The organism is Pseudomonas aeruginosa, from assembly GCF_001457615.1.
GTDB lineage: Bacteria > Pseudomonadota > Gammaproteobacteria > Pseudomonadales > Pseudomonadaceae > Pseudomonas > Pseudomonas aeruginosa.
This window is the reverse complement of sequence record NZ_LN831024.1, coordinates 4014301-4041085: the sequence shown is the minus strand read 5'-3', so window position 1 is coordinate 4041085 and position 26785 is coordinate 4014301. Positions and strand designations below refer to the sequence as shown.

At 64.8% G+C, this 26785-nt stretch carries 23 protein-coding genes and 2 pseudogenes; 14 read left to right on the top strand and 11 right to left on the bottom strand.

Annotated elements, in window-relative coordinates; genetic code table 11:
* Positions 1-31: 31 nt before the first annotated feature.
* Positions 32-682: a helix-turn-helix domain-containing protein gene (locus AT700_RS18435; protein ID WP_003082844.1), complete on the bottom strand. Its 651-nt coding sequence runs from the start codon at positions 680-682 to the stop codon at positions 32-34.
* On the opposite strand from AT700_RS18435, the gene rhtA reads away from it, so the two are divergent.
* Positions 681-1574 carry a threonine/homoserine exporter RhtA gene (rhtA, locus tag AT700_RS18430; protein ID WP_003086919.1) on the top strand — a complete coding sequence of 298 codons (894 nt, stop codon included), beginning with the start codon at positions 681-683 and terminating at the stop codon, positions 1572-1574. The two genes, AT700_RS18435 and rhtA, sit on opposite strands and share 2 nt — an antisense overlap.
* Here rhtA and pmpM read toward each other — a convergent pair.
* Entirely contained in the window at positions 1557-2990 is a 1434-nt protein-coding gene (gene pmpM / locus AT700_RS18425; RefSeq protein ID WP_003112388.1) for a proton-coupled multidrug efflux MATE transporter PmpM, read from the bottom strand. The genes rhtA and pmpM overlap by 18 nt on opposite strands.
* A gap of 410 nt (positions 2991-3400) precedes the next feature.
* On the opposite strand from pmpM, the gene AT700_RS18420 reads away from it, so the two are divergent.
* From AT700_RS18420 to AT700_RS18405, 4 genes are all read left to right on the top strand, one after another.
* A complete protein-coding gene (locus tag AT700_RS18420) occupies positions 3401-3724 on the top strand; it encodes a hypothetical protein (RefSeq protein WP_003082848.1) in 324 nt (107 codons plus the stop codon).
* 228 nt (positions 3725-3952) lie between these two features.
* A complete protein-coding gene (locus AT700_RS18415) occupies positions 3953-4477 on the top strand; it encodes an RNA polymerase sigma factor (protein ID WP_003086922.1) in 525 nt (174 codons plus the stop codon).
* Entirely contained in the window at positions 4474-5316 is an 843-nt protein-coding gene (locus AT700_RS18410) for a FecR family protein (RefSeq protein ID WP_003118651.1), read from the top strand. The genes AT700_RS18415 and AT700_RS18410 overlap by 4 nt, the downstream gene beginning before the upstream one ends.
* Positions 5317-5393: 77 nt before the next feature.
* Positions 5394-7835 carry a TonB-dependent siderophore receptor gene (locus AT700_RS18405; protein ID WP_003086926.1) on the top strand — a complete coding sequence of 814 codons (2442 nt, stop codon included), beginning with the start codon at positions 5394-5396 and terminating at the stop codon, positions 7833-7835.
* 160 nt (positions 7836-7995) lie between these two features.
* Here AT700_RS18405 and AT700_RS18400 read toward each other — a convergent pair whose 3' ends face one another.
* Positions 7996-8832, bottom strand: coding sequence for a PhzF family phenazine biosynthesis protein (locus tag AT700_RS18400; RefSeq protein WP_048521186.1), 837 nt, complete (start codon positions 8830-8832; stop codon positions 7996-7998).
* 164 nt (positions 8833-8996) lie between these two features.
* Here AT700_RS18400 and AT700_RS30175 point away from each other — a divergent pair.
* Positions 8997-9104 (top strand): annotated as a pseudogene (locus tag AT700_RS30175) (IS5/IS1182 family transposase); the annotation flags it as partial.
* Positions 9105-9131: 27 nt separating this feature from the next.
* Here the strand turns inward: AT700_RS30175 and AT700_RS18395 are convergent.
* The gene (locus tag AT700_RS18395) at positions 9132-9776 is read right to left on the bottom strand and encodes a TetR/AcrR family transcriptional regulator (protein ID WP_016253668.1); all 645 of its coding nucleotides are present in this window, start codon (positions 9774-9776) and stop codon (positions 9132-9134) included.
* A gap of 111 nt (positions 9777-9887) precedes the next feature.
* On the opposite strand from AT700_RS18395, the gene AT700_RS18390 reads away from it, so the two are divergent.
* Both AT700_RS18390 and AT700_RS18385 read left to right on the top strand, forming a co-directional pair.
* The gene (locus AT700_RS18390) at positions 9888-10781 is read left to right on the top strand and encodes an NAD(P)/FAD-dependent oxidoreductase (protein WP_031632615.1); all 894 of its coding nucleotides are present in this window, start codon (positions 9888-9890) and stop codon (positions 10779-10781) included.
* Positions 10782-10802: 21 nt separating this feature from the next.
* Entirely contained in the window at positions 10803-11276 is a 474-nt protein-coding gene (locus AT700_RS18385) for a methyltransferase family protein (RefSeq protein WP_031632613.1), read from the top strand.
* Between the two features lie 484 nt (positions 11277-11760).
* Here AT700_RS18385 and AT700_RS18380 read toward each other — a convergent pair whose 3' ends face one another.
* The 4 genes from AT700_RS18380 to AT700_RS18365 all read right to left on the bottom strand — a co-directional run bounded on the left by AT700_RS18380 (position 11761) and on the right by AT700_RS18365 (position 17488).
* Positions 11761-12567: an oxidoreductase gene (locus tag AT700_RS18380; RefSeq protein WP_003124979.1), complete on the bottom strand. Its 807-nt coding sequence runs from the start codon at positions 12565-12567 to the stop codon at positions 11761-11763.
* 30 nt (positions 12568-12597) lie between these two features.
* Complete coding sequence (locus tag AT700_RS18375) at positions 12598-15687, bottom strand: efflux RND transporter permease subunit (RefSeq protein WP_048521184.1); 3090 nt, start codon at positions 15685-15687, stop codon at positions 12598-12600.
* Positions 15684-16799: an efflux RND transporter periplasmic adaptor subunit gene (locus tag AT700_RS18370; RefSeq protein WP_048521183.1), complete on the bottom strand. Its 1116-nt coding sequence runs from the start codon at positions 16797-16799 to the stop codon at positions 15684-15686. Before AT700_RS18370 ends, AT700_RS18375 begins: the two co-directional genes overlap by 4 nt.
* Positions 16800-16870: 71 nt before the next feature.
* A complete protein-coding gene (locus AT700_RS18365; protein ID WP_003133334.1) occupies positions 16871-17488 on the bottom strand; it encodes a TetR/AcrR family transcriptional regulator in 618 nt (205 codons plus the stop codon).
* A gap of 262 nt (positions 17489-17750) precedes the next feature.
* Here AT700_RS18365 and AT700_RS18355 point away from each other — a divergent pair.
* Together AT700_RS18355 and AT700_RS18350 are read left to right on the top strand one after the other, a co-directional pair.
* Positions 17751-18161, top strand: a pseudogene (locus AT700_RS18355) (TolC family protein); the annotation flags it as partial.
* Between the two features lie 251 nt (positions 18162-18412).
* Positions 18413-18973: a hypothetical protein gene (locus AT700_RS18350; RefSeq protein ID WP_048521182.1), complete on the top strand. Its 561-nt coding sequence runs from the start codon at positions 18413-18415 to the stop codon at positions 18971-18973.
* A 362-nt stretch (positions 18974-19335) separates the two neighbouring features.
* Here AT700_RS18350 and AT700_RS29675 read toward each other — a convergent pair whose 3' ends face one another.
* Positions 19336-19809, bottom strand: a complete 474-nt coding sequence (locus tag AT700_RS29675; RefSeq protein ID WP_071534443.1) for a GNAT family N-acetyltransferase — start codon at positions 19807-19809, stop codon at positions 19336-19338.
* A 720-nt stretch (positions 19810-20529) separates the two neighbouring features.
* Entirely contained in the window at positions 20530-21798 is a 1269-nt protein-coding gene (gene fabF, locus AT700_RS18340) for a beta-ketoacyl-ACP synthase II (protein WP_023132115.1), read from the bottom strand.
* Between the two features lie 108 nt (positions 21799-21906).
* Between fabF and AT700_RS18335 the strand changes: the two genes are divergently transcribed.
* Both AT700_RS18335 and pdxB read left to right on the top strand, forming a co-directional pair.
* On the top strand, positions 21907-22413 hold the full coding sequence (locus tag AT700_RS18335; protein WP_023083040.1) for a winged helix-turn-helix transcriptional regulator: 507 nt from the start codon (positions 21907-21909) through the stop codon (positions 22411-22413).
* A 214-nt stretch (positions 22414-22627) separates the two neighbouring features.
* On the top strand, positions 22628-23770 hold the full coding sequence (gene pdxB / locus AT700_RS18330) for a 4-phosphoerythronate dehydrogenase PdxB (RefSeq protein ID WP_034082574.1): 1143 nt from the start codon (positions 22628-22630) through the stop codon (positions 23768-23770).
* 34 nt (positions 23771-23804) lie between these two features.
* Here pdxB and aceK read toward each other — a convergent pair whose 3' ends face one another.
* Positions 23805-25538 carry a bifunctional isocitrate dehydrogenase kinase/phosphatase gene (gene aceK / locus AT700_RS18325; protein WP_048521180.1) on the bottom strand — a complete coding sequence of 578 codons (1734 nt, stop codon included), beginning with the start codon at positions 25536-25538 and terminating at the stop codon, positions 23805-23807.
* A 135-nt stretch (positions 25539-25673) separates the two neighbouring features.
* Between aceK and AT700_RS18320 the strand changes: the two genes are divergently transcribed.
* Positions 25674-26207 carry a GNAT family N-acetyltransferase gene (locus tag AT700_RS18320; RefSeq protein WP_048521179.1) on the top strand — a complete coding sequence of 178 codons (534 nt, stop codon included), beginning with the start codon at positions 25674-25676 and terminating at the stop codon, positions 26205-26207.
* Positions 26208-26349: 142 nt separating this feature from the next.
* Positions 26350-26712, top strand: a complete 363-nt coding sequence (locus AT700_RS18315) for a hypothetical protein (RefSeq protein WP_003082890.1) — start codon at positions 26350-26352, stop codon at positions 26710-26712.
* Positions 26713-26785 lie beyond the last annotated feature (73 nt).

The window sequence follows — 26785 nt, the reverse complement described above, 5'->3', positions numbered from 1 at the left end:
CTCCTCTGGAAGGCTGGCTCGAGGCTAGAGCCTAGCTCACCACGTTGCGGGTGAAACGCACCACCTCGTCGCCGTCGTTGACGTAGGCGTACGGCTGGTCGCTGGCGAAGGCATGGAAGTCGCCGGCCTCGATGCGCCGTTCGCCGTCGGCCAGTTCCAGGCGCAGGCGACCTTCGATGACCAGAACCATCTCCCGCCAGCCGGCGGCGTCGGGTTCCGATACGTAGCGCTCGCCCGGTCCCAGCGACCAGGCCCAGAGTTCCACCTCGCGCCGCGCCGGTGCGCTGGCGAGGAGGGTGGCGCGGCTCTCGGGGTGGTGGCCGACCCAGGCCACCGCATTGATCCGCGAGCGGTCGGTGGCCGGTGCCTGGACCAGGTCGGGGAACAGCACGCCGAGGGCGGCGGCGATACGGTCGAGGGTCGACAGGCTGACATTGACGTCGCCGCTCTCGATGCCCACCAGCATCCGCCGGCTGACACTGGCCGCGCGGGCCAGCGCTTCCTGGCTGAGGCCGGCTTGCAGGCGCAGGCGGCGGACGTTGCCGGAGACATGTTCGAGGACGCTGGGGCGTTCGGTAGGGTTGGGCAATATATTGCTCACTGTCGCGGTTTTGCGCATTATAGTGCACATCCCGTTTCCCGCAGTCCATCGGGCTGCTTCCCACTGCCGGACCTCTTCCATGACCTCCACCTCCCGCGGCCTCGCCGGAACGCTGTTGCCGGTCGGCCTGCTATTGATCGCTATGGCCTCGATCCAGAGCGGCGCCTCCCTGGCGAAAAGCATGTTCCCCCTGGTCGGCGCCCAGGGCACCACGGCCCTAAGGCTGTTCTTCGCCGCGCTGATCCTGCTGCTGCTCCTGCGTCCCTGGCGCAAGCGCCTGAGCCTGCAATCGCTGCGCTCGGTGGTGGTCTACGGCATCGCCCTGGGCGGCATGAACCTGCTGTTCTATCTCTCGGTGCGCACCGTGCCGCTGGGCATCGCGGTGGCCCTGGAGTTCACCGGGCCGCTGCTGGTGGCGATCCTCTCCTCGCGGCGCCTGCTGGACTTCCTCTGGATCGGCCTGGCGGTGTTCGGCATCTGGCTGTTGCTGCCGCTGGGCAACAGCGCCGAGCCGCTCGACCTGGTCGGCGCCGCCTATGCCCTCGGTGCCGGCGTGTGCTGGGCGCTGTACATCCTCTTCGGCCAGCGCGCCGGCGCCGACCATGGCGCCCAGGGCGCCGCGCTGGGGGTGCTGGTGGCGGCGATCCTGGTTGTGCCGATCGGCGTCGCCCACGCCGGCGCCGACCTCCTCGACCCGGCGCTGATCCCGTTGGCGCTGGGCGTCGCGGTGCTCTCCACGGCCTTGCCCTACACCCTGGAAATGGTCGCGCTGACCCGCCTGCCGGCGCGCACCTTCGGCACCCTGATGAGCATCGAGCCGGCCTTCGGCGCGCTCTCCGGGCTGCTGTTCCTCGGCGAGCGGCTGAGCCCGACCCAATGGCTGGCCATCGGCGCGATCATCCTCGCCTCGGTCGGCACTACCCTCAGCGTCAAGTCGCGTGGCGCCGCCCCGGCGCTACCGGCCAAGGACTGAGGCGGCCTCCGCGTCCTCCCGCTGCAGGCGCTCGTGCTGGCGGATGAAGCGCCGCGCGCTGCGCGCCAGGCGGATGCAGAGCATGATCGCCGCGCCGGTCAGGCCCACCACCAGGCCTTGCCACAGGCCGCGCGGTCCGGTGGGTTCCTGGAACCAGTCGGTGAGGCCGAGGCTGTAGCCCACCGGCAGGCCGATGCCCCAGTAGGCGAACAGGGTCATGATCATCGTCACCCGGGTGTCCTGGTAGCCGCGCAGGGCCCCGGCGGCGGTGACCTGCAGGGCGTCGGAGAACTGGAACAGCGCGGAGAACACGATCAGCGAGGCGGCGATGGCGATCACCGCCGGGTCCGGCGAATACATCGCGGCGATCTGCTCGCGCAGCAACAACATCAGGCTCGCCGAGACGCAGGCGTAGCCCAGCGCCGCGGCCATCCCCACGCCGGCGGCGAAGCGCGCGTCGCGCGGCAGGCCGGCGCCGAGGTTGTGGCCGACCCGCACGGTCACCGCCATCCCCAGCGAATAGGGAATCATGAACACCAGCGCGCTGAAGTTCAGGGCGATCTGGTGGCCGGCCACCACGTTCTCGTCGAGCCCGCCGATCAGCAGGGCGATCACCGAGAAGATGCTCGACTCGGCGAACACCGCGATGCCGATCGGCAGGCCGACCGCCACCAGCGGGCCGATGGTCGCGCGATCCGGCCACTCCCAGCGCGAGAACAACTGGCTGGCGCGGTAGATCGAGGCCTTGTTCACCCAGAACAGCATGCCGAGGAACATGAACCACATCACCGAGCCGGTGGCCCAGCCGCAGCCGGGGCCACCCATCTTCGGCATGCCGAAGTGGCCGTAGATCAGCGCGTAGTTGATCGGGATGTTCAGCAGCAGCCCGCCGATCCCCAGCACCATGCTCGGCCGGGTCCGTCCCAGGCCGTTGGTGTAGCAGCGCAGTACGTGGTACAGCGCCGCCGCCGGGAAGCCCAGGGCGATGCCCTTGAGGTACAGCAGGCTCGGCCCGATCAGTTCCGGGCGCACTTTCATCAAGCCGAGGATCGGCTCCGACAACCACCACAGCACCGCCCCCGACAGCGGTCCGATCAGCAGCGCCAGCCACAGCGCCTGGCGCACCAGCGGCCCGGTGCCGGGCTGGTCGCCGGCGCCATGGCGCTGGGCGACCTTGGCCGTGGTGGCGAGCAGGGTGCCGGTCATCAGCAGGAACATCGGGATCCAGATCGAGTTGCCCAGCGCCACCGCTGCCAGGTCGTGCGGACTGGCGCGCCCGGCCATCACCGCATCGACGAAGCCCATGGCGGTGGTCGCCAGTTGCGCGATCATGATCGGCGCGGCGAGGGTCAGCAGTTCCTTGAGTTCGGCGCGGATGCGCAAGCCACGGGAAAGGGGCAGGGCGGGGCTGTTCACGGCAGTCCTTGTCTGGGCAGGGGAACCGCGTAGTTTACGGGTTGACGGGGTGGTCAGGAAGGGTCAGCAGGGTCGTGCCGGTTGCCCAGCCCCCCACCGCGCTACGCGCAGACAAACGACCCCGCGCTGCCCGCTTGAGGCCCGACCCCGTAGGGCGAATAACCGCCTGGCGGTTATCCGCCGGATACCCGTGACAGCGGCGGATGACATGCCCTGGAAACGCCGGACATCTCCCCCAGACTTTTCCGCAGCCTCTCTCAGACGCCCAGGAATTGGATAAAAAACCAGTAGGAGGAAGATGGAGGGGTCGCCAAGTCTGTTTTCTTGGGGGCAGAAAAGACGCGAGCCGCAGGTGCAGGAACACCTACGACCCGCTAACCAGAGACCAGCTTAACGATAGGAGCTGACCCATGGCTAAGGCCGATGATACGTCGAATCCCGCAATAACCGCACAGTCCCCTTCCACCTTCATCCCCCTGCGACGCACCTCGCAATGCAACCAGCACCCCGGTTGCGCCACCCTCTACCTGGACAGCAGCGCAGCCAGCGAAGACCTGTTCGACACCGCCCGCCGCCGGCTGGAGTCGGCGATCGGAACGCTGAGCGTCCTCGACCTGCTCGACGAAACCGAAGAGCCCGGTGAAAGCATCTGCCGCATCACCGGTTCCCTGCTGTCGTTGCTCAGCGACGCCCTGTCACTGTTCGAGGCGGAATACGCACGCAGACACCGATAACCGACGGAGGCGGTGCCCCCCGGCAAGGCCGGGGGGTTGAGTAGCGGGGCGAAAAGGGGATCCCTCTCCGCCCTGGCTCGGCAGTTGCGCGGTCGGGCGAAAGCCACCTGCCCGCTACGCACGCCAACCCAGGCAATCCCTGACGATGACCGGTCTTTCATCTGCGACTGTTTCTCATTTACACTCGACCCCCATTCTTCGGAGCCAGGCTCCTTTCCTGGGTGCATCGTGCCGTTCGATCCCGCCAAGCCGACGCTGTTGTCCACACTGGTTCGTCACTACGAGGAACTGGTCGACCATGTTCGCCGGCGCTTCGGCGACCGGGGCATGGCGCGCGAAGTGGTGCACGACGTGTGCGTGCAGTTGCTCGAACGCGACGAGAAGGAGGACGTGCACACGCCCCTGGCCCTGCTGCGGAAAATCTCCCACGACGCCGCCGTGAGCCGCTATCGTAGCGACCGTCGTCGAACCGCCTGGGTGGAAGCCGTCGCCGAGCTTCCGGAAGTCGCCTGCATGGCGGCGACGCCCATGGGTCGCCATGAGGCCGAGCGCGAGTTCCAGGCACTGGTCGACGCCATCGCCACGCTTCCTCCTCGCTGCCAGGCCGTTTTCGTCATGCACAAGATCCACGAAGTTCCCCAGGCGCAAGTCGCCGACCGCCTCGGCATCTCCGTCAAGACCGTGGAAAAGCACCTGCGCCTCGGACTGGCGGCCTGCCGGGAACGGCTCGGCCGCGGCGAGGCACGGCCATGACCCAGCCCTCGAAACGGAATGGGCAGGTTCCGCTGGACGACGCCCTGGAGCGCCATCGCGACGCGCTGAAGGACCTGTTCCCGCTGCCGCCCTCCCGGCCGAAATCGCGCAAGGCAAGCAAGGCGGCCGGCGTCGCGCTATTGCTGGCGCTGGCCATCGGCGCCCTGGCCTGGCTGGACCCGGCCTACAAGCGCGAGCGCTTCGCCACCGCCATCGGTGAGCGGCGCGACGTGACCCTGGCCGACGGCAGCCAGCTCCTGCTCGACAGCGGCAGCCAGATCGAGGTCAGTTGGCACCCGCTCAGCCGCCGGGTCGCGTTGCGCGCGGGGCAGGTGCTTTTCGAGGTATCCCCGGCGCGCTATCGGCGCTTCGTGGTGTCCGTGGGTTCGACCGACATCCGCGTGCTCGGCACCCGGTTCAACGTGCGCCGCCTGGACGACGATGTCCGCGTGACCCTGGAGCGTGGCCGGGTGGAGGTCGGCACCTCGGCTACGGCGCAAGCGCCAGTCGTGCTCCTGCCGGGCCAGCAGGTCGATGCCATTGGCGGGCAACTGATGCCGCTGGCCAAGGTCGATGCCGCCACGGCGATGGCCTGGAAAGACGACCGCCTGGTCTTCGAGCGCACGCCCCTGGGCGAAGCCGTCGCGCTGCTGCGCCATTATCGCAAGGCGCCCATTCTCCTGGACGACCCCAGCCTGGCCTCCCTCCGGCTGACCGGCGTCTTCGCCGCGCACAACGCCGACCGGCTGCTCGACCTGCTGCCGAGCATCCTTCCCGTGGCCGTGTCGCGGCAGGAGGACGGCAGCGTCGAGATCCAACGCAAATCGACGCGAAAATAATTCTCGGACGCAGGTAGGGTTTCCCGCGCGCCGTGGCGGCTATCCAGGAAAAGCCAACCTGCATAGGAAATCGAGACGTGCATTTTTCCCTCCGCAGTCGCCACCTGCGTCCTTCATTGCTCGCCAGCAGCCTGCTCCTGGCGGTGTCGGCCCAGGGCCAGGAAAAGCTCGACGTGGATCTGCCCGCCGCGCCGCTCGGCCAGGCGATCAACGCCCTCGCGCAGCAATCCTCGGTACAGATCCTTTTCGCCGGCGATCTCGGCGCCGGCCGCCAGGCGCCCGCGCTGAAGGGGCGTTTCACCCCCGAAGAGGCATTGCGCCAGTTGCTCAGGGATAGCGGCCTGAAGGCGCAGGCCAGGGACGAACATACCTTCATCGTCGTTCCGGCCAGCGAAGCCGCCGTGCCCGCTACGCAAGCCCGCAGCGAACCGCTGGACATGGAGCAGATGGAAATCACCGCCTCGCGCACCAGCAGCGACCTGGTCTCCGCCACGCGCCAGTCCACCGTCATCGAGCATGCCCAACTGGAGGAGCTGCGCCAGGGCTCCGACAGCCTGGCCACCGTGCTGGCCAAGGCGGTGCCGGGGATGTCCGATTCCAGCCGCACCATCACCGAATACGGCCAGACCCTGCGCGGGCGCAGCATGCTGGTGATGGTCGACGGCGTGCCGCTGAACACCAACCGCGACTCCTCGCGCAACCTGGCCAACATCGACCCGGCGCTGATCGAGCGGATCGAGGTCATCCGTGGCAGCAGCGCCATCTACGGCAGCGGCGCCACCGGCGGGATCATCTCCATCACCACCCGTCCGGCCGGCGGCGAGAACCGCGCGGAAACCCGCCTCAGCGCCACCTCGCCGCTGACCCGGCTGGGCAGCGATGGCCTCGGCGGCCAGTTCCAGCAATACTTCGCCGGCTCCCTGGGGGCGCTCGACTATTCGTTCGACTTCGGCACCCGTCACGTCGGCGCTTCCTACGACGCCCATGGCGACCGCATCGCCCCGGAACCCAGCCAGGGCGACCTGTTCGACTCGAACGTCTACAACATCGGCGGCAAGCTCGGCCTGCGCATCGACGAGAACCAGCGCGTGCAGCTCGCCCTCAGCCACTACGACGCCCGCCAGGACACCGACTACGCCACCGACCCGAGGGTCGCCAGGCTGCCGCCGGGCTCGGTCCCGGCCAACGCGATCAAGGGCCTGGAGCTGGACGAGCAGAACCGCATCCGCAACACCCTGGCGAACCTCGAGTACGAGAACCTCGACATCCTCGGCAGCCGGCTCTCCGCGCAGCTCTACTACCGTGACTATTTCACCCGCTTCACTCCGTTCGATGCCCGCGCCGTCTCCACCCGCGGCGGCAACGTCGACCAGATCATGCAGAACAGCGAAGTGTTCGGCAGCCGCCTGACCCTGCGCACGCCGCTGGGCGAAAGCGGCAATACCGAACTGGTCTGGGGCGGCGACTACAACCAGGAACGCAGCGACATGCCGCTCGACGTGTTCGACCCGGCGGCCTACGACGCCAGCGGCGGGCTGGTCTTCGACAAGATCGGCAAGCTCACCTACATGCCGCCGCTACGCACCCGCAGCGCCGGCGCGTTCGCCCAGTTGCAGCATCGCTTCGACGAACACTGGTCGATCGACGGCGGCCTGCGCTACGAATACTCCACCGCCGAATTCGACGACTTCATCCCGCTCTCCGAGTCCAAGGCCGCCTCGCCGGTGACCGTCAAGGGCGGCGACCTCGACTACGACGCGGTGCTGTCGAACCTCGGCATCGTCTATTCGCCGGTGGCTGGCCAGGAAATCTATGCCTCCTTCAGCCAGGGCTTCCAGCTGCCCGACGTCGGCATCCAGCTGCGCAACGCCCGCCGTGGCTTCGATATCGGCTCCTCGAACCTCGAACCGGTGAAGACCAACAACTACGAACTCGGCTGGCGCGGCGCCATCGGCGGCAACACCCTGGGCAGCCTGGCGCTGTTCTACACCACCTCCAAGCTGGGCGACGTGCAGAGCTTCAACAACGGCCTGATCCTCACCCGCACCAAGGAGCGCATCTACGGCGTCGAGGCCAGCGCCGACTGGCTCAGCGACGACGAAGTCTGGGGCGCGGGCGGCAGCGCCACCTGGATGCGCGGACGCGAGAAGCCGGACGGCAAGGACTGGCAGGACATGACCGGCTACCGCGTGCCGCCGCTGAAGCTGACCGCCTACCTGCAATACAAGCCGGATGCCGACTGGAACAACCGCCTGCAGGCCACCTTCTTCGACTCCAAGGACTACCGTCTCGACGGCGTGGAAAGCTTCGGCCGGCGCCAGGTCAGCACCTACACCACGGTCGACCTGGTCAGCCAGTACCGCATCACCCCCGACGACCAGTTGAGCCTGGGCATCCAGAACCTGTTCAACCGCGACTACTACCCGCTCTACAGCCAGTTGCTGCGCAACAACAACAACACCAGCCACCTGCCGGCGCCGGGCACGGTGCTGACGGCGAGCTATACGCACAACTGGTGAGGGGAGGGCGGAGCCACCGGGCCTGGGCGGGCCCGGTGGGCAGGGAGGGTGCTTCCAGAGGGAAGGCGGCCCCGTTGTCATGGGCAGGCATTTCCGTCCAATGCCGGACGCCGATCCAGGTCGGCCAGGTAATGGGGAAGGACAGGGTACGCCGTCCCGCTCAGAACACGACCTGCCCCGACATGCCCGGCTGCACCTCACCGCCGATCCAGATATCGCCGCCGATCTGCTCGACGCTTATCCGCCCCCGGCGACCCAAGGCCGTGCCCTGGCTCGCCGTGTAGCGCCCGGGCATGACTCCCGTGCCGATCAGCCATTGCGCCAGGCTCGCGTTGAGGCTGCCGGTGACGGGGTCTTCATTGAGTTCCTCGCCCATGAAGGCGCGCACTTCCACATCCGCCTCCGCCTGGGGACCTTGCCAGGGTGCGACCACCCCCACGTTGAGCCCGTCGAGCTGCGCGTAGTCCGGGCGAATGGCCAGGACCTCGTCACGCGTGGCCAGCCGAACGGCGACCCAGCCGGGTCCGTTGTCCACCCATTGGCTGCCGAGTACCTGCCCCGGGGACAGGCCAAGCCCGCTCTCGATCCGTCGCAACACCTCGTCTTCGACCGCTCCGCCACGAAGCAGGGGAGGCGCCGCGAACGACAGCAAGGCGCCCTTGCGGCGGATGCGGATCAGGCCCGCCAGACACTCCTGGACGATCTCGTCAGCAGCATTGCCGCCCCCCTGGTTCAGCCAGACCTGGCAGCTCCCCAGCGTCGGATGCCCGGCAAAGGGCAACTCCCGCAGCGGGGTGAAGATCCTCACGCGATAGTCGGCTTCGGCAACGGTCGGCCGCAGCAGGAAGGTCGTCTCGCTCAACTGGGTCCAGGCAGCGAACTCCAGCATCTGCCGGCTGCTCAGGCGGTCGGCGCCAATCACCACGGCAACGGCGTTGCCTTTGAAGGGCTGTTCGGAGAAGACATCGACTTGCTCGAAGGGTAACGAAACCGGCATGGAACCTCCTGCTGTTGTGGCGGGGGAGGATAGGCTAGAGAGCTGCCGTCCGAAACCGGAGGGGGAACTTTCGAGGGGGCTTGGGGGCTTTCGTCAGGGGCTGCAATCGGCCAATAGCAGCCGCTCCTGGCCAGAGACAGCAGCTTGAAGGAGTCGACGAATCTATGGTCGATTCAGGCTACGATGTTGAGCACTTGCGCCAGTACTGCGACAGTTATCGGACGCAGCCTGTGATTCCGCTGCGGCCCCTAAAGCGCAAACACAAGCCTGGGCCGAGCTGCCTCGGAGCAATTAAATGCTTATCCACCCGCGTGGTCGCTGCGACCGTGCGCGGCGATGAACATGGCGACGGCCGATCGGCAATAGGATTCTATTTCGTCCTCTGCTCTCGCCTGATCGAATCGGGCGATCATCAATAGATCGGAGCCTTTGAAGAGCGCGGCAAACAAGCGGGCGGCTTGGAGGGGATCGGGCACGTTGAGAAGCGCCTTCGCGTGAAGTTGGCGCAACAAGGCATCGATGTCGGCGATGACATGAGCGGCGCCGGCTTCGTAGTGGCACTTGCTCAGGGCGTTTTGACTCGTTTTATCGGCCATGACCATGGCTTCGATACTGCTGACGTCTGGTCTCAATAGCGTGCGCAGCAGTGATGTTCCCACCGCCATAAGTTGGTCTTCGACCGAACCTTCGACACCTTCAAGCAGGGCCTGTGGTGCAAACGACTGCTGGCAGCCGGCCGCGATGGCTGCGCTGAACAGCGCCTCCTTGTTCTCGAAACGCCTATAGATGCTGAGCTTGGATATCTTCGCCCGCTGGGCGACCTTGTCCAACGTCGTCGCTTGAAAACCCAATTCCACAAAAAGTTCGCTCGCGGCGTCGAGTATCGTTTGGGCAAGCGCCTCGTTGGTGGGCCGACCGCGCCGTGCCTGTATGGTTTCGGTCATGATATTGGTACTTTACAGTATCTTAATTTAAGGTTTAGGATACCACTCAGTGTCTTAAATGAGCAATCCAAGGGCTTGGCTACAACCTGCCCTCCAGCGGAGCCCATCACCATGAATGACGTCATCATCATCGGCGGAAGTTTTGCAGGTCTCGCCGCCGCTTTGCAGCTCGGCCGTGCCCGTCGCAAGGTCATCGTTCTCGATACCGGTCGGCCGCGTAACCGCTTTGCCGGCCATTCGCATGGTCTGCTCGGTCACGATCACACGCCGCCGCTGGACATCCTGGCCGCGGCGCGGCAGCAGTTGACGCGCTATCCAACGGTCAGGCTAGTCAATGCCCGGGCAGAGAAGATTTCTGGCGTAATAGACGATTTCTGCGTTGTCACTGACGATCACGAAAGCCTAAAGGCCCGCCGCGTGATCCTGAGCTATGGCGTTGCCGATCAGATGCCTGATGTTCCAGGCTTTGCCGAGAGTTGGGGCACGTCCATCGTCCCCTGCCCCTATTGCGACGGCTTTGAAGCCGCCGGCCAGCATTGGGGCCTCGTGTGGTCCGGCCCGCAATCGCACAACCAGGTCAGGCTGTTCCTCGATTGGACCGACAGGTTGACTGTCTTTGCCGATGGTCACGACATTACACCTGATATCCAGGCCGATCTGGCGCACCGCAACATACCTGTCGTCGACGGACGGATCGTCGACATCGCCCATCACCAGGGGCATATCGCTACCGTCAATCTCGACACTGGCTCCACTGTCGCGGTCGACATCCTGTTTGCTCATCCGCGCAACAAGCCGTCCGCAAACCTGCATGAATCGTTGGGCCTTGCCACGATGGATACGCCCACCGGCGTCGTGCTCAAGGTCGACGAGCGCCGCCAAACCAGCACGCCTGGCATCTATGCCGCCGGCGATCTCACCACCCCCATATTGCCCTCGGTCACCCAGGCATCATCGCAGGGCGCGATGGCGGGTATTTTCGCCCAGCAGTCGATGCTGGCTTGAGCCCATAGAGAGGAGATGAACATGGCCGTCGAGCCGGACAGCGCGGGGGTGCGCTTCCCTCCGCCCTTCATCTATCTGGGAGCGCTGCTGTTGGGGCTGGCGGCGGATCGGTTCGTCGCCCTGCACTCTTTCGGCATCGATTGGTGGTTGCTGATCGCAATGGGCGCGCTGCCGTTCGCTGCCGGCGCGGTAATGATGCTTGCGGCGGCGGGGCTGTTCCGGCGTATGGGCACCAACATTCCGCCGTCGCGACCAACGACCCTCATCGCAACGACCGGTCCCTATCGGTGGACCCGCAATCCCATGTATCTCGGCATGGCGCTTATCTATGCAGGCCTTGCGGTCGGCTTCGACGGACCGATCGCCTTCGCGTTGCTTCCGTTGGTGTTGGTCGCGATCCAGACGCAGGTGATCGCCCGCGAGGAGCGCTATCTCGAAGCAAAGTTCGGCGACGACTACCGCCGCTACAAGGCCGAGGTTCGCCGCTGGCTCTGACTATTCCGCAACTGCCGCCTGCGGGATTTTCTGATAACCAACACCGACTTTCTTGCCACGGCTACTGAATGGGCCCTGAGTTCGTAGATAACCAAGGGTCGCTTCTGGCCGGAAGCTGACACTAGTGGCGGGCAGCTACGGCCGTAATCGGACGCTCCAACCAATGTCAGAATCTAAGCTGACATCGCAAGTAGAGCGACAAAATGAAGTTCGTCTTCGCTTTGGGCACTCAGAGTTTCGATGTCTTAGACACGTCCAAATGGCCTATGCATAGACTTGGGCGAAGATTTCGACGGCTGCAGCTAGCCGCGCTTTGCTAACTGCCGAGGGGCTGCTGCAGTCTAGGCCCGAGTGGCCGGCCTGCAGGCGCGTCCATACCGTCTCGCTGCCACAGCATAGAGGGCTGACGATGCCCAGGCCGGTAACGACGATACGTGTGCTGTGTTCTCTGTGCATGGTGTGGTCTCGTACGTGAAGAGGTGAATCAGCCGAGGCCGAAGGTCTTGCGCAGGCCCGAGTCGACTGGGCCTGCCGGCATAAAGCGGCGCAGGCGTCTGAGCAGGGTGGCCTCGCCTTTGGGGGTGTGGCGCATTTTCCACGCGCCCAGGGCGGCCTCGACGATGGTCGCGGCGACCGCATCGGGCAAAGGTGCCTTCTGCACGTTCATCTGGATGGCCTGGGAGACGGTTGCCCGCTCGCTGTCGTAGGTAGCGATACGCAGGGCGGCCTGTGGCGCGTTGAGGTCGAGGCTGGTCTTGGTGAACGAAGGCTCGACCAACGCGACGCGAATGCCGAAGCGCCGCACCTCGTGATCCAGGGTCTCGGACAAACCCTCCACTGCATGTTTGGAAGCCGAGTACAGGCCCATGTAGGGTGCTGGCAGGAAGCCGAGCACCGAACTGACGTTGACGATGCGCCCTGCGCTTTGCTTGCGCATCTGCGGCAGTACCGCCTGGGTAACGCGCAGGACGCCGAAGACGTTGGTGTCGAACAGCGCCTGGGCCTCGTCGATGGCGGTTTCCTCTGTCGCACCGAGCAGTGTGGTGCCAGCATTGTTGACCAGTACGTCGATGCGCCCGGCTTCTGCAATCACATGTTCGATGCTCTGGCGAATCGAGGCTTCGTCACGAATATCCAGGTGAATCAGCTCGACACCGGGGATGGCCTGCGCAGTGGCCGGGTTGCGCACGCTGCCGAACACGCGGCAACCGCGTCCGGCGAACTGTTCGGCCGCCGTGCGACCGATGCCTGATGACACGCCGGTTATGACGACCACTGGGGAGTTGGGCATGGCAGTTACTCTCGATCAGGGAAGGGCTGTTCATGCAGGTTGTGCCTGCGCGAGTGGCTCGTGGGGGATGGGGCGGATGCCGAACCAGATGGCGTACATGGCCGGCAGGAACACCAGGGTCAGCATGGTGCCGGCGAAGGTGCCGCCGATCAGGGTGTAGGCGAGGGTGCCCCAGAACACGGAATGCGTAAGTGGGATGAACGCCAGGATCGCCGCCAGCGCGGTGAGGATCACCGGCCGAGCGCGTTGCACGGTGGCTTCGACCACGGCGCGGAACGGATCGAGACCCGCCGCTTCGTTCTGGCGAATCTGCCCGATCAGGATCAGCGTGTTACGCATGAGGATGCCGGACAGCGCGATCAGCCCGACCAGCGCGTTGATGCCGAACGGCTGCTGGAACAGGATCAGCGTCGGCACTACGCCGATCAGCCCCAGCGGGCTGGTGAGAAAGACCATGATCATCGCGGCGATCGAGCGCACCTGCAGGATGATGATGATCAACGTGACGGCCAGCATGATCGGGAACAGCGGCAGCATGGCCTTGCTGGCTTTGCCCGATTCCTCGATGGAGCCCGCTTGCTCGATGCGATAGCCGCTCGGCAGCCTGTCGATGATGGGTTGCAACTGCTGGCTGATGGCGGTCGACACGTCTGGCGGTTGCAAGCCTTCGGCGATATCGCCACGCACTGTGATAGTCGGCACCCGGTCGCGCCAGCGCATGATCGGCTCTTCCATGCGTACCTCCACTTCGCCAATCTGCGACAGCGGGATGCGCTGACCATTGGCGCCGGCCAGGGTGAAATCCATCACCCGTGCCGGGTCGAGGCGAATATCGCCAGCGGCACGGGCCATGACCTGCACCGTGCGGATGTCTTCGCGTACGGCGGTGACGGGCACGCCGCTGAGCAAAAACTGCAGCTGCTGCGCAACGGCACTGGAGGTCAGCCCCACCGCTTGCAGGCGATCTTGCTGCAGATTGAAGTGCAGCGTGGGAACGCGGGTGCCCCAGTCGGTATTGACCGTCCGCATCAGCGGGCTGGCATCCATCACTTGGCGCACCTCGCTGGCAATCTCGCGCAGGCGTTGCGGATCCGGGCCGCTAATCCGGTAGGCCACCGGGTAGGGCGAGTAGGGGCCGAACACCAATTGACTGACGCGCACCTGCGCCTCGCTGGCCAGACCCTCGGCAATCGCCTTGCGCAGCCTGTGCTTGAGTGCCTCGCGCTCATCCGGGTTGTCGGTGCGTACGACGATCTTGGCGAACGACGGATCCGGCAGTTCCGGGCTCATGGCCATGAAGAAGCGCGGTGCGCCCTGGCCGATGTACGCCATGACGATCTTCGCCTCTGCCTGCTGGGCCAGCCAGGCTTCGACTTTTTCCGCAGCTGCGCTGGTCTGGAGGATCGAGGTGCCATAAGGCATCTGTACCTCGACCATGACTTCGGGGCGGTCGGAGATGGGGAAGAACTGTTTCTTGACCAGCGCCATGCCGAGCACGGCCGTCACGAACAGCCCTATCACTGAACCTGCGACCAGCCACTTGTGGGCGATCACCTTACCCAGAATCCGACGAAAGCGGTTGTAGCGCGGAGTGTCGTAGATGGCGTCGTGACCGCCCTCGACCTTCTTGATCTCGGGCAGCAGCTTGACGCCGAAGTACGGCGTGAAGATCACCGCGACCAGCCAGGAAGCGATCAGCGCGATGCCGACGATCCAGAACATGTTGCTGGTGTATTCGCCGGCCGTGGAGCGGGCGAAGCCGTTGGGCATGAAGCCGACGGCGGTAACCAGGGTGCCGGAGAGCATCGGCGCCGCTGTGTGGCTCCAGGCATAGGCGGAGGCCCGCACACGGTCGTAGCCTTCCTCCATCTTCACCACCATCATCTCGATGGCGATGATGGCGTCGTCTACCAGCAGTCCAAGGGCGAGGATCAGCGAGCCCAGGGTTATGCGGTCGAAGTTCTTGCCAGTGGCGGCCATCACCACGAAGACCATCGCCAGGGTCAGCGGCACTGCCACCGCGACCACCACGCCGACGCGCCAGCCCATGCTGACGAAGCACACCAGCATGACCACCAGCAGCGCGACGAAGAACTTGATCATGAACTCGTCGACGGACGCGCTGATGTTGACGGCCTGGTCGGTGACCTTGCTCAGGCTCATGCCCAGCGGCAGCTCAGCGTTGATCTGCTGCACTTCATCGTTCAAGGCCTTGCCCAGGTCGAGCCCGTTCCAGCCTTCACGCATGATGATGCCGAGCAACAGGGCCGGTTCGCCGCCGTTGCGAATCAGAAAGGTGGCCGGGTCTTCGTAGCCGCGCTTGACCGTGGCGACATCGGAAAGCTTCAAGGTGCGGCCTTGGGCGATGATCGGAGTGTCACGAATCTTCTCTAGCTCATCGAAGGCACCGTCCAGACGCAGGAACACGTCGGGGCCACGGGTTTCCACGGAGCCGGCCGGGGTCAGGGCGTTCTGCCCGTTGAGCGCGGCGAACACGTCCTGGGGACCGATGCCCAGGGTGGCCAGGCGCTCGTGGGAGAACTCGACGAAGATGCGCTCGGCCTGTTCGCCGATGATGTTGACCTTCTTCACGCCCGGTACATGCAGCAGGCGCTGACGCAGGGTCTCGGCGTCGCGCACCAGGTGGCGTTGCGGCTCGCCCCTGGCTTTGAGCGCGAACAGGGCGAAGGTGACGTCCGAATACTCATCGTTGACCAGCGGGCCGATCACCCCGGTAGGCAGCGTCTTGGCCTCGTCGCTGATCTTCTTGCGCGCCTGGTAGAACTCCTCGAGCACCTCCGAGGGTGGGGTGGTGTCGAGCAGCGACAGGGTGGTGAAGGCCAGCCCCGGGCGTGTATAGGTTTCGCTGCGGTCGTACCAGCGCAGTTCCTGCAGGCGCTTCTCGATCTTCTCGGCGACCTGATCCTGCATTTCCTGGGCGGTGGCGCCCGGCCAGGCGGTGACGATGGTCATGACCTTGATGGTGAAGGCCGGGTCTTCGGCACGCCCCAGCTTGAAGAAGGCGACGAGACCCGCCAGGGAGATCAGGCAGACCAGGAACAGGGTGACGGAGCGCTCGCGCACGGCGAGTGCGGAGAGGTTGAAACGACCTTCGCTCATGGCTGGCCTTCCTCGGCTGCCGCCACGGTGGCCGGCTCGGCCAGGCGAACGGCCTGGCCGTCGCGCAGCAGGTGCGCGCCCAGGGCGACGATCTGGTCGCCCGGCTTGATCGCGCCGCTGATGCGAGCGCTCTCATCATCCAGCGACTGAACGTTTACGGGCGTCCACGCCACCTCTGCGGGCTCTCCGCGAATCATCCAGATGCCAGGCCCGTTGCCTGCGTCGTACAGCGCGGCGATGGGCACCTGCACTGTGCTTGGTGAAGCAGTTTGCGGATCGCTGATTTGCACGGTGATGGTGGTGCCCAGCGGCGCGTCGGACAGCTCGCCTTCGAGCACGTAACGCGCCTCGAAAGTGCGGGTCTGGCGGTCGGCGACATCCGACAGCTGGCGCAGTCGGGTGGCGACGCTGACGTCTTGCCTGCCGAAGAGCTTGGCCTCAGCGCTGGAACCGACTGCTGGACGCAGGGTTTCCGGCAGTTGCACCAGGGCTTCGCGTGGGCCGGCATGTGCAAGCCGTACCACGGCCTGGCCGGCGCTGACCACCTGGCCTGGCTCGGCCAGTGTCTCCATGACGATACCGTCGGCATCGGCGAGCAGCTCGGCGTAGCGGGTGGCGTTACCGGCAACCTTGGCTTGGGCCTCGGCTGCACTGAGTTGCGCGCGAGCCGCATCCGCCGCTGCCTTGTATTGGTCGTAGGCAGATGCCGATACCGCGCCAGTGCCGCGCAGGGCGCGGTAACGAGCTTCGTCATCGCTGGCCTGCTGAGCCCGTGCCCGCGCTGCGGTCACCGCCTCGCGCTGGGCATGGGCGGCGAGTTGCAGGTCGATAGGATCGAGGCGCAAAAGCACCTGGCCACGCTTGACTGTCTGGCCGGTATCGACCAGACGCTGCAACACCTTGCCGGACACGCGGAAACCCAGGTCGCTCTGCACCCTGGCCGCGACGATGCCGGTGAAGGCGCGCGATGTAGCGGTTGCCGACTGGATGGTGGTGATGCGAACCAGTGGCGCGTCAGTGCGGGGATCGGGGGGCGTCTGGTCGCTACAGGCGAGCAGCACGAACGGAATTACACCGACCAGGGGGGGCAGAAGGAGGTTGCGCCGGCGCATGAGGAACCCGTTGCGAAGTCGTAGGGAGCCTCACTTTGATTCTTGTGACCAATTTAGTCAATAGTCACTAATCAGGGTGACAGACTGCGCAACACCAGGCTGGACAGCAGGGCCGGCGCTTCATCGGTGGTTTCGAGCCCGTACTGGAGCAGCAGCGGGTTGAAATAGGGGCGCATGATCAGGTGGATCGCGCGGGTGGTTTCGTCCAGAGGCGTCTTGCGCTCGAAGTCGCCGCTCTGCCGGCCCTGCTGCAGGATCTCGCGAAGGGTCTGCTCGATGAAGCCTTCGTAGAGCAGGGTTGCCGGCCAGCGCCCGGAGGCGGCGGAGGCGGCGATTTCGTAGAGTTTGCGATCCTGGAAGAACAGCCGCAGGCAGGCTTCCATCAGCACCTTGAGCATGCGCCTCAGCTTCTCCGGCGGGCTGTCCACCTCATGGATGGCAGCATTCACCTCGGTCTGTATCTGCTGCAGGCAGCTCGAGCAGATCATCTCGCCGATGGCCTGCTTGGACTCGAAGAACTTGTAGATATAGGCCTTGGAAAAACCGATGGCCTTGGCCAGGTCGGAAACCGTGGTCTTCTCGTAGCCATACAGGCGGAAGTGCTCGGTCGCCGCTGCCACGATCTGATCACGCACCTCGTGATCCACCGGACCACGTGCTGCAACTTTGGGGGAGGGGGTCTTGTTCATGGGGGATAGCCTACAGAGCGGCAGGGTGATAGACAATTAGTGACCAAAAAGTATTATGGTCACAATTTCTGCAACCTCCTCCCTTGCCCTGGAAGAACATCCATGCTGTCGAAGCGACTCCTCGTTGTACTGATCAGTACCGGCCTGGTGGCAGGCTGCGCGGTTGGACCCGATTACCAGCGTCCCGAGATTTCCCTGTCCGAGCGCTTCCTGGGGCAGGAGGCCGTCGAGCAGCGGCCTGTGAGTTCCATGGGCGATTTGATCGATTGGTGTGCTGGGGCTGCGTTGGCGCCTGTTTGACTTCGGCCGCATCGATGCCCAGATCGACCTGGCCAAAGGGCAGGAAGCCGAGCAACTGGCGGCTTACCGCCTCGCCGTGCTGCGCGCCACCGAGGACGTGGAAAACGCCTTCTCGGCACTGGTCAAGCGTGAGCAGCAGGCCAACGTGCTTGAGCAGGGCGTGGATTCGCTCAGCCGCGCGCGGCAGGCATCGTTCGAGGCCTACCAGCAGGGCGTCGTCAGCTTGATCGAAGTGCTGCAGGCCGACGACAACCTGCTGCGCGCCGCCGATGCCCGAGCCCAGGCGCAAACCGAGTCGGCCCGCACTGGCGTTGCGGCATTCAAAGCGTTGGGCGGTGGCTGGAAGGTGCCCGAGGCGCTTGCGGCCAAGTGATTGCAATGCTGTATCAGGTAGTTGCTTTGTGCTGATCTTCAGTAACTAGTGATGGCGATGCCGACAGTCCGTTATTGGCCGTAGCTGCCCGCCACTAGTGTCAGCTTCCGGCCAGAAGCAGCCGCTCGATTTGGGCTGAATCTTACCTGTGGCGTTGCGTAGTCTATTACTAATGTCATCAGTCGGGATTTGGCAGGCTGCGGTGTGAAGCACGCGGCAGGCGAGAGCGAAGTCCAAGCAAGGGGGCAGTCGTGGAAAACTTCCATATTCTGGCGACCGTGCTTTCGATGATTCTGGGCTTGTCCATCACCAGGGTTCTGTTGGGCGCCATGACCGTTTTCAGGATTCGCCGCACGGCACGGCCAGACTGGGTCGCACTTGCTTGGGCACTCGTGCTTTTCCTGTTCCAACTGCAGTTCTGGTGGGCCCTAAACGACCTCCCCACCTTAAAGAATGCCTTTTCGTTCATCGAGTTCCTGCTTTTGGTCTGCCTGTCACTATCGCTGTTTAGTGCGGCGGTGTTGATATTGCCAAGTCGCAGCGAAGACGAGGCCGATGGCCTTCAGGTCTACTTTGAACAAGATGGACGCTTTGCTCTATTGGCGATCTGCATTTATCTAGGATTAGGAAGTACGACCAATATCCTGTTCTTCAACGCCTCACCACTCCAGCTATGGGGTGCGTTGGATTTGGTCATGTTCACAGTATCGCTGGCAGCGTTCTTCTCTCGCTCTCGCCGCTTTTACGCGCCACTGACACTGGTGTATCTACCCTTGGCAATGATAGATATCGCTGTTTCGTTGGGAGCGTAGAAAGTTAGCGCTTTTCAACACTCAGAGGCTACTGCCCGCTTGTGGCCGGTAGCTATCGCTCATTACCGGCTGCTTTCGCCCCCTGGCTGCCGTCAGCCGCTGACAGAAAAGGCCACAAGGAGTTTTGTGAAGCCAAGCCAAGGACACGTTCAACCCAAAACTAAAAATCCATGTCTACAAAACCCTACCGCGACTCATAGAGTTATCGCAGAGCAGTGCAGCGAAGCGTGGTATGCTCCAGCGCACACTCAGATATTTGCCAAAGTGCAGGCAATAGCGCTTACTCTGATGGGCAATTTCGCATCATTACCTCGAACTCATTGTAATCAAACGCCAGTACGCGAACGGTAGCAACCTCACTACTAAACGAGCGGCTTGCTCATATTGATACCGGTCACACAAAAGCCACTGCCTTCATAAACATGTTTGGCTCGTTCGTTGTCGCCAGCTACTCGTAATTTTATCTGTTGAAATCCTCGAAGTTTAAGCTCCCGCTCCAAAGACTCCAAGGCCTGCTTGGCGAGACCTTTTCCCTGGTGGACGGGAAGAATGTGGAAATCATTTATAAATGCCAAGTGCAGGGACAGATCCTCTTCGTACCACAGATATCCTATGACTTCTTCGGGGCCATCTGCCGGATCGTACAGGCACAGCAAAAATTGTCCAGCCGTATTGATACCGTCAGGTAAATCATCTGCTATTTCCAATTTGGCTTGCACAAGAGATTCACTGTACGAAAGCCTATGACTGGATGAAATCTCAGATGCATAGGCAGGGACAAAATAATCGAGATAACCTGAGAATTCGCTTTCTCGCATAGGTCTTAACGAGATCATTGGACGCTTCCATTTTTTAATGTTTTTTCTTGGCAGAACATAAGTATTCAAAAAGTGAGAATTTCACAGCGCTAGCGCGATAATAATCAGCTACCAAAGGCATGACAGCATCTCACGATAGAGCCCGAAAGGGTTCCGCCAGCACTAACGGAAAGACCAGACTTACACCCGCCCATGAGAGTTTACCGTATCGTCTCTCTTAAGTCTGGTAAACATCTGGGTCGGCTATTCGACCCGAGAGCCTGCCGATCATTGCCGAGGGCAACTCATGGTGCAAACTCTGTTAGGTAGTTCGTCTTCTTTGGTCGAACGGCAGCTTCCGAGCCCTAGCCGCTTCTCGTGGAGGACAGCTAACGCTGGCTCGTCACGCTCCCCACGAGAGCACGCTGCACTACACCGCTTGCACTGACATAAAGTCCAAGGGCGATGGCCATCATGATTGAGTAAGCAAGATCAGTTCAGCGGCCTTCGATCATTCCATTTCCTTACTGACTCCCTGCTGGGCAGATCAATCTAAACGAAAGGGTAAGTCCGCTCTTGGCCGAAAGCGGTCATTGAACGCCCACTCCACAAGCAATTGCCCCACGAATCCAGATCGCGCCTAGACCATCACGACGCAGTTACAGCATAGGAAAACCCACACGCTCTGGGGCAATGCGACATGAGTGGCTTCCCCTCCGCCAGCGTGCTCAGGAACGACTGGCAGAGGGGTCGCCCACCCTACACCCAACGCCGGAACAACAGGCTGGCATTCACCCCGCCGAAGCCGAAGCCATTGGACAGCGCGTGTTCCATCGGCCAGCGCCGGGCTTCGCCGCGAACCAGGTCGAGGCCCTCGGCGTCGGTGTCGGGCGTTTCCAGGTTGAGCGTGGCGGGGGCGAGCTGGTCGCGCAGTGCCAGGACCGTGAAGATCGCCTCGATGCCGCCGGCGGCGCCCAGGAGGTGGCCGGTGGCGGATTTGGTCGCGCTGATGGCGAGCCCGCTGCCGGTGCCGAACACGGCCTTGATGGCGGCCAGTTCGCCCTTGTCGCCTACCTGGGTGGAGGTGGCGTGGGCATTCAGGTGCTGCACCGCGGCCGCTTCCACGCCGGCCTGGCGCAGCGCCTGCTGCATGGCCCGGCGGGCGCCGCTGCCATCTTCCGGCCCGGCGGTCATGTGGTAGGCGTCGGCGCTGGTGCCGTAGCCCACCAGCTCGGCGATGGGCCTGGCGCCGCGCGCCAGGGCGTGCTCCAGTTCCTCGATGACCAGTAGGCCGGCGCCTTCGCCCATGACGAAGCCGTCGCGGGCCTGGTCGAAGGGGCGCGAGGCGCGCTCGGGGCTGTCGTTGAAATCGCTGGACAGGGCGCGCGCGGCGGCGAAGCCGGCCAGGCTGACCCGGTGGATGGTCGCTTCCGCGCCGCCGCAGAGCGCCACGTCGACCTCTCCCGCGCGGATCATCCGCGCCGCGTCGCCGATGGCCTGCACGCCCGCCGCGCAGGCGGTCACCGGGGCGCCCAGCGGTCCCTTGAAGCCATGGCGGATCGATACATGGGCGGCCGCCATGTTGCAGAGAAAGGACGGGATGGTGAAGGGCGACAGGCGTCGCGGCCCCTTGCCGTCGGTGGTCCGCACCGCTTCGGCGATGGCATGGAAGCCGCCTACCCCGGAGGCGATGACGGTCGCCGTGCGCTCCTGCGCCTCGGCGCTCTGCGGCGCCCAGCCGGCCTGCGCCAGGGCCTCTTGCGCGGCGGCCAGGGCGAAGAGGATGAAGCGGTCCATCTTGCGTTGTTCCTTGGCGGCCAGCAGCAGGTCGGGATCGAAGCCGGCCTGCGGGTCCCGGGCACGGTCGGGGACCTGGCCGCCGATGCTGATGGGCAGGTCGCCGATCAGCTCCGCCGGGAGCTTGGCGATGCCCGATTGCCCGGCCAGCAGGCGTTGCCATATGGGTTCGACTCCGCAGCCCAGCGGGCTGACCGCGCCCATGCCGGTGACGACGATACGTTTGCTCATGAGGGTCCGAGTCCTTCTGTTCCGTTGGAATAGCAGTCAGTGGACGTAACTATCATCATGAAAGTAACATGCGGACCAGCACTTTGTGAGCCTCGCCAAGGAAGAACCATGCAACGCAAGACCTTCGCCGATGCCGAATGCCCCATCGCCCGCAGCCTGGAACGGGTCGGCGAATGGTGGAGCATCCTGATCATGCGCGATGCGCTTCAGGGCCTGCGCCGCTTCGACGAATTTTCCCGCAGCCTGGATATCGCGCCGAACATGCTCACCCGGCGCCTGAACGCGCTGGTGGAGGCGGGCCTGCTCGAACGCCAGCCCTACAGCCAGCGTCCGCTGCGCTATCAGTACGTGCCTACGGCCAAGGGCGAGGATTTTCGCCTCGTGCTCATGGCTTTCGTCGCCTGGGGTAATCGCCACTACGCAGAGGAAGGGCAGAGCGTGCAGCTCGTCGAGCGAACAAGCGGGCGGCCGGTGCGCTCGTTCCTGGCGGCTCTCGCCGATGGCCGAACGGTACCGCTGGAGCAATGCACCGTGCAGGCCGGGCCTGCCGCCAGCGAGGAAATGCGCCAGCGCCTGGCGGCCATGCCGGAGCGGAGCGAGCTGCCGGCTCGATGAACGGGCTCCCTGGCGTACGCCGCCTGGTCGAGGAGGCGGACGAGGCGTTCGCGGTTCTGTTCCTTGTAGCTGGCCATCGTTCGCGGTCGTGGTTGGGAAAAACGCGATCGTCGAGGCTTGCGCATGGCGCTGGCAGGTCCGCCTCGCGAGCCGTTCGGCAACACCGCGAGCCCCCAGCCTGCTAGAGTGTGCAGCCTCGTTCGCGGAGGTCTGCATGCGTATTCTCGCCGATGAAAACATTCCCGTGGTCGACGCCTTCTTCGCCGACCAGGGCTCCATTCGCCGCTTGCCCGGGCGCGCCATCGACCGCGTGGCACTGGCCGAGGTCGACGTGCTGCTGGTGCGCTCGGTCACCGAGGTCAGCCGCGCGGCGCTGGCCGGCTCGCCGGTGCGCTTCGTCGGCACCTGCACCATCGGCACCGACCACCTTGACCTCGACTACTTCGCCGAGGCCGGCATCGCCTGGTCCAGCGCGCCCGGCTGCAACGCCCGCGGGGTGGTGGACTACGTGCTCGGCTGCCTGCTGGCGATGGCCGAGGTGCGCGGCGCCGACCTGGCCGAACGCACCTATGGGGTGGTTGGCGCCGGGCAGGTCGGCGGGCGGCTGGTGGAGGTGCTGCGCGGGCTGGGCTGGAAAGTGCTGGTCTGCGATCCGCCGCGCCAGGCGCGCGAGCCGGACGGCGAATTCGTCTCGCTGGAACGGCTGCTGGCCGAGGCCGACGTGATCAGCCTGCACACTCCGCTGAACCGCGACGGCGAACACCCGACCCGCCACCTGCTGGATGAACCCCGCCTGGCCGCCCTGCGTCCCGGTACCTGGCTGGTCAACGCCAGCCGTGGCGCGGTGGTCGACAACCAGGCCCTGCGCCGCCTGCTCGAAGGCGGCGCCGACCTGGAAGTGGCGCTGGACGTCTGGGAAGGCGAACCGCAGGCCGACCCCGAACTGGCCGCGCGCTGCCTGATCGCCACGCCGCACATCGCCGGCTACAGCCTGGAAGGCAAGCTGCGCGGCACCGCGCAGATCTACCAGGCCTACTGCGCCTGGCGCGGCATCGCCGAACGCGTGAGCCTGCAAGACGTGCTGCCGGAAACCTGGCTCGCCGGCCTGCAGCTCAACCCCGGCTGCGACCCCGCCTGGGCGCTGGCCACGCTGTGCCGCGCGGTGTACGACCCGCGCAGCGACGACGCCGCCTTCCGCCGCAGCCTGACCGGCGACAGCGCCACCCGCCGCGCCGCCTTCGACGCCCTGCGCAAACACTACCCGCCGCGCCGCGAGATCACCGGCCTGCGCGTCGCCACCGGTGGACAGGCGGGGTTGCAGCGGGTGGTGCGGGCGCTGGGGGCGCAGTTGGTCTAGGGGCGTGCGGCTGGGTCGATTCCTGTCTCCGCACCTACCCGAGCAACTGCTCGGGCGTCTCCTGCCGCCGATAGGGAAACACGTCGATCACCTTGCCCTCGCGGATCTGCTCCTGCAGGCCCTGCCAGTATTTGGCGTCGTAGAGGTTGCCGTGCAGCTTGGCGAATAGCCGGCGCTGGTTGAGGTCGACGAACAGGAAGCGCGGGAATTCTTCCGGGAACACATCGTTGGGCCCCACCGAATACCAGGGCTCGGACGACATCTCGTCCTCGGGGAAGCGCGGCTCGGGGATGTAGCGGAAGTTCACCTCGGTGAGGTAGCAGATCTCGTCGTAGTCGTAGAACACCACCCGGCCATGGCGGGTCACGCCGAAGTTCTTCAGCAGCATGTCGCCGGGGAAGATGTTCGCCGCCGCCAGTTGCTTGATCGCCAGCCCGTAGTCGTTCAGCGCCTCGCGGGTCTGTGCCTCGCTGGCGTTCTCCAGGTAGATGTTCAGCGGGGTCATGCGCCGCTCGGTCCAGCAGTGGCGGATCAGCACCACGTCGCCTTCCATCACCACCGTCGACGGCGCCACTTCCAGCAGTTCGGCCAGGCACTCCGGCTCGAACTTGCTCACCGGGAAGCGGAAGTCGGCGAACTGCTGGGTGTCAGCCAGGCGTCCGACCCGGTCGTGGTTCTTCACCAACTGGTACTTCTGGATCACCGTGGCGTGGTCGACGCTCTTCGACGGGTTGAAGCGGTCCTTGATGATCTTGAACACCGTGTTGAAGCCGGGCAGGGTGAACACGCTCATCACCATGCCGCGCACCCCGGGGGCCATGACGAAGCGGTCGTCGGTGGTCGCCAGGTGGTTGATCAGGGCGCGGTAGAACTCGCTCTTGCCCTGCTTGTAGAAGCCGATCGAGGTGTACAGCTCGGCCAGGTGCTTGCCCGGCAGCAGGCGCTTGAGGAAGGCCACCAGCTCGGCCGGCACCGGCACGTCGACCATGAAGTAGGAGCGGGTGAAGGAGAAGATGATCGAGACTTCCGCTTCGTCGGTGATCACCGTGTCGAACTGGATGCCGTGGCCCTCGCGGTGCAGCAGCGGGAACACCAGCGGCCACTGCTCGTCCGGGGTGAACAGGCGGCCCACCAGGTAGGCGCCCTTGTTGCGATAGAACACCGAGCCGATCAGCTCGATGGCCAGGTCCGGGTCCTTGCACACCCAGTCCGGCAGGTTGCTGTGCAGCAGTGCGTCGATCCGTTCGAGGTCGCGCTCGCGGTCGTCGTAGGGCACGTCGAAGCGGTAGTCGTCGAAGATCTTCTCCAGCGCCTGGCGCAGGTCGCCGCCTGGCCGGTAGGTGCGGGTGTAGGGCGCGCGGGCGTGGACGCGCAGCGAGGGCCGGGTGGTGTGCACGAACATCGTGCCGTCGCTGATGTTGTCGTGGCTGAACAGCCCGCAGAAGATCGAGTTGAACCAGGTCTCGGCCAGCTCGTCGTCCAGCCGCAGGTCGATCTGCGCGATGTAGGCGCTCTTGATGATCGGCCAGCGCTCCACGTCCAGCAGCTCGCTGTCGGCCAGCCCCGCGCGCAGCCCGGCCACCGTCTCGGCGACCTTTTCCTCGTAGAGGTTGATCCGCTGCGCCGAGGCGCGCTGCGCTTCCTGCCACTGCGCCTGCTCGAAGCGGGCACGGGCGCCGTCGGTGATCTCGCGGAACTGCTCTCGGTAATCGTCGAAACCGCGCAGGATGAGGGCGGCGATTTCGCTGGCTGGGGCGCTCTGGACCATGCTGGCGTCCTTTCGTTGTTCGAAGGTCGAGCTTAGCCAGAGCCGCGCGGCAGGGAAAGCGCGATCTCCGACCGGCTGGTCGAGCCCGGCGCAGACGCTTATGCTGGGTGGCCAGACAGCCCAGGGATGACCGCAATGACCGCCGAATCGCCGACGATCCGCCTCGAACGCTACAGCGAACGCCACGTGGAAGGCCTCACCGCCCTGTACAACGACCCCGCCGTGGCCCGCCAGGTCCTGCAGATGCCCTTCCAGTCGGTGGAGCAGCGCCGCAAGCGCCTGCACGACAGCGTGGACGACGACCGCCTGCTGATCCTCGTCGCCTTGCACCAGGGGGACGTCATCGGCAGCGCCAGCCTCGAACAGCACCCGCGCATCCGCCGCAGCCACAGCGGCAGCATCGGCATGGGTGTCGCCGTCGCCTGGCAGGGCAAGGGCGTCGGCAGCCGCCTGCTCGGCGAACTGCTGGACATCGCCGACAACTGGATGAACCTGCGCCGCGTCGAACTCACCGTCTACACCGACAACGCCCCGGCGCTGGCGCTGTATCGCAAGTTCGGCTTCGAGACCGAAGGAGAGATGCGCGAATACGCGGTGCGGGATGGGCGCTTCGTGGACGTGTACAGCATGGCGCGCTTGCGGAGGGTCGAGGGGCGGGTGGGAGAGTGAGGGGCGGGCGCGACGAGAGGCTGCGGACCGGCGCGACCTCCTGGCTCGCCGGGCTTCCGTTCCACGACAGGTTCGTCCTGGGCTTCGGGCATACGGTGACAGTGGACAAGCAGCGCGGCTGTTATCTGGGAGGCGAGGGCGCGTGACGAAGGATCCTGCGACGGACAGCGGCCTGAACGTGCGCCTGGTCGCCGCGTTCGCCGGCTGGAAAGGCATTCCCTGGCTATGCTGGGCCCACAGCGACCTGTCCCCGCGGCTGGTCCTGCATGCGGACCGTGTCGAGTTCCGCGTCATCCGCACGCGCTCGAAGCCGTATTCCAGCATTTCCCGGGTGGACTACCGGAAATGGCACTACACCGAGAACATCGTGCTGGAGTTCACCGACTCGCTGACGACCTTCATCGGCAATACGATGAATCCCGCCACGGCACGGCAGGCGATTCGGTACTTGCAGGAAAAGGGCTGTCCGTTGTCGGAGCGGGCCAGCAACCTGGCCATGGCGTAGGGTGAATAACCGCAGTGCGGTTATCCGCCGGTTCGGCGCGGTATCGGCGGATAATGCCGTGGAATTATCCGTC

Coding starts and splice junctions, on each gene's coding strand:
- rhtA (WP_003086919.1), top strand. CDS start 681: ATGACCTCCACCTCCCGCGGCCTCGCCGGAACGCTGTTGCCGGTCGGC.
- AT700_RS18435 (WP_003082844.1), bottom strand. CDS start 682: ATGGAAGAGGTCCGGCAGTGGGAAGCAGCCCGATGGACTGCGGGAAAC.
- AT700_RS18420 (WP_003082848.1), top strand. CDS start 3,401: ATGGCTAAGGCCGATGATACGTCGAATCCCGCAATAACCGCACAGTCC.
- AT700_RS18410 (WP_003118651.1), top strand. CDS start 4,474: ATGACCCAGCCCTCGAAACGGAATGGGCAGGTTCCGCTGGACGACGCC.
- AT700_RS18400 (WP_048521186.1), bottom strand. CDS start 8,832: ATGCCGGTTTCGTTACCCTTCGAGCAAGTCGATGTCTTCTCCGAACAG.
- AT700_RS18395 (WP_016253668.1), bottom strand. CDS start 9,776: ATGACCGAAACCATACAGGCACGGCGCGGTCGGCCCACCAACGAGGCG.
- AT700_RS18390 (WP_031632615.1), top strand. CDS start 9,888: ATGAATGACGTCATCATCATCGGCGGAAGTTTTGCAGGTCTCGCCGCC.
- AT700_RS18385 (WP_031632613.1), top strand. CDS start 10,803: ATGGCCGTCGAGCCGGACAGCGCGGGGGTGCGCTTCCCTCCGCCCTTC.
- AT700_RS18380 (WP_003124979.1), bottom strand. CDS start 12,567: ATGCCCAACTCCCCAGTGGTCGTCATAACCGGCGTGTCATCAGGCATC.
- AT700_RS18375 (WP_048521184.1), bottom strand. CDS start 15,687: ATGAGCGAAGGTCGTTTCAACCTCTCCGCACTCGCCGTGCGCGAGCGC.
- AT700_RS18370 (WP_048521183.1), bottom strand. CDS start 16,799: ATGCGCCGGCGCAACCTCCTTCTGCCCCCCCTGGTCGGTGTAATTCCG.
- AT700_RS18365 (WP_003133334.1), bottom strand. CDS start 17,488: ATGAACAAGACCCCCTCCCCCAAAGTTGCAGCACGTGGTCCGGTGGAT.
- AT700_RS29675 (WP_071534443.1), bottom strand. CDS start 19,809: ATGATCTCGTTAAGACCTATGCGAGAAAGCGAATTCTCAGGTTATCTC.
- fabF (WP_023132115.1), bottom strand. CDS start 21,798: ATGAGCAAACGTATCGTCGTCACCGGCATGGGCGCGGTCAGCCCGCTG.
- AT700_RS18335 (WP_023083040.1), top strand. CDS start 21,907: ATGCAACGCAAGACCTTCGCCGATGCCGAATGCCCCATCGCCCGCAGC.
- pdxB (WP_034082574.1), top strand. CDS start 22,628: ATGCGTATTCTCGCCGATGAAAACATTCCCGTGGTCGACGCCTTCTTC.
- aceK (WP_048521180.1), bottom strand. CDS start 25,538: ATGGTCCAGAGCGCCCCAGCCAGCGAAATCGCCGCCCTCATCCTGCGC.
- AT700_RS18320 (WP_048521179.1), top strand. CDS start 25,674: ATGACCGCCGAATCGCCGACGATCCGCCTCGAACGCTACAGCGAACGC.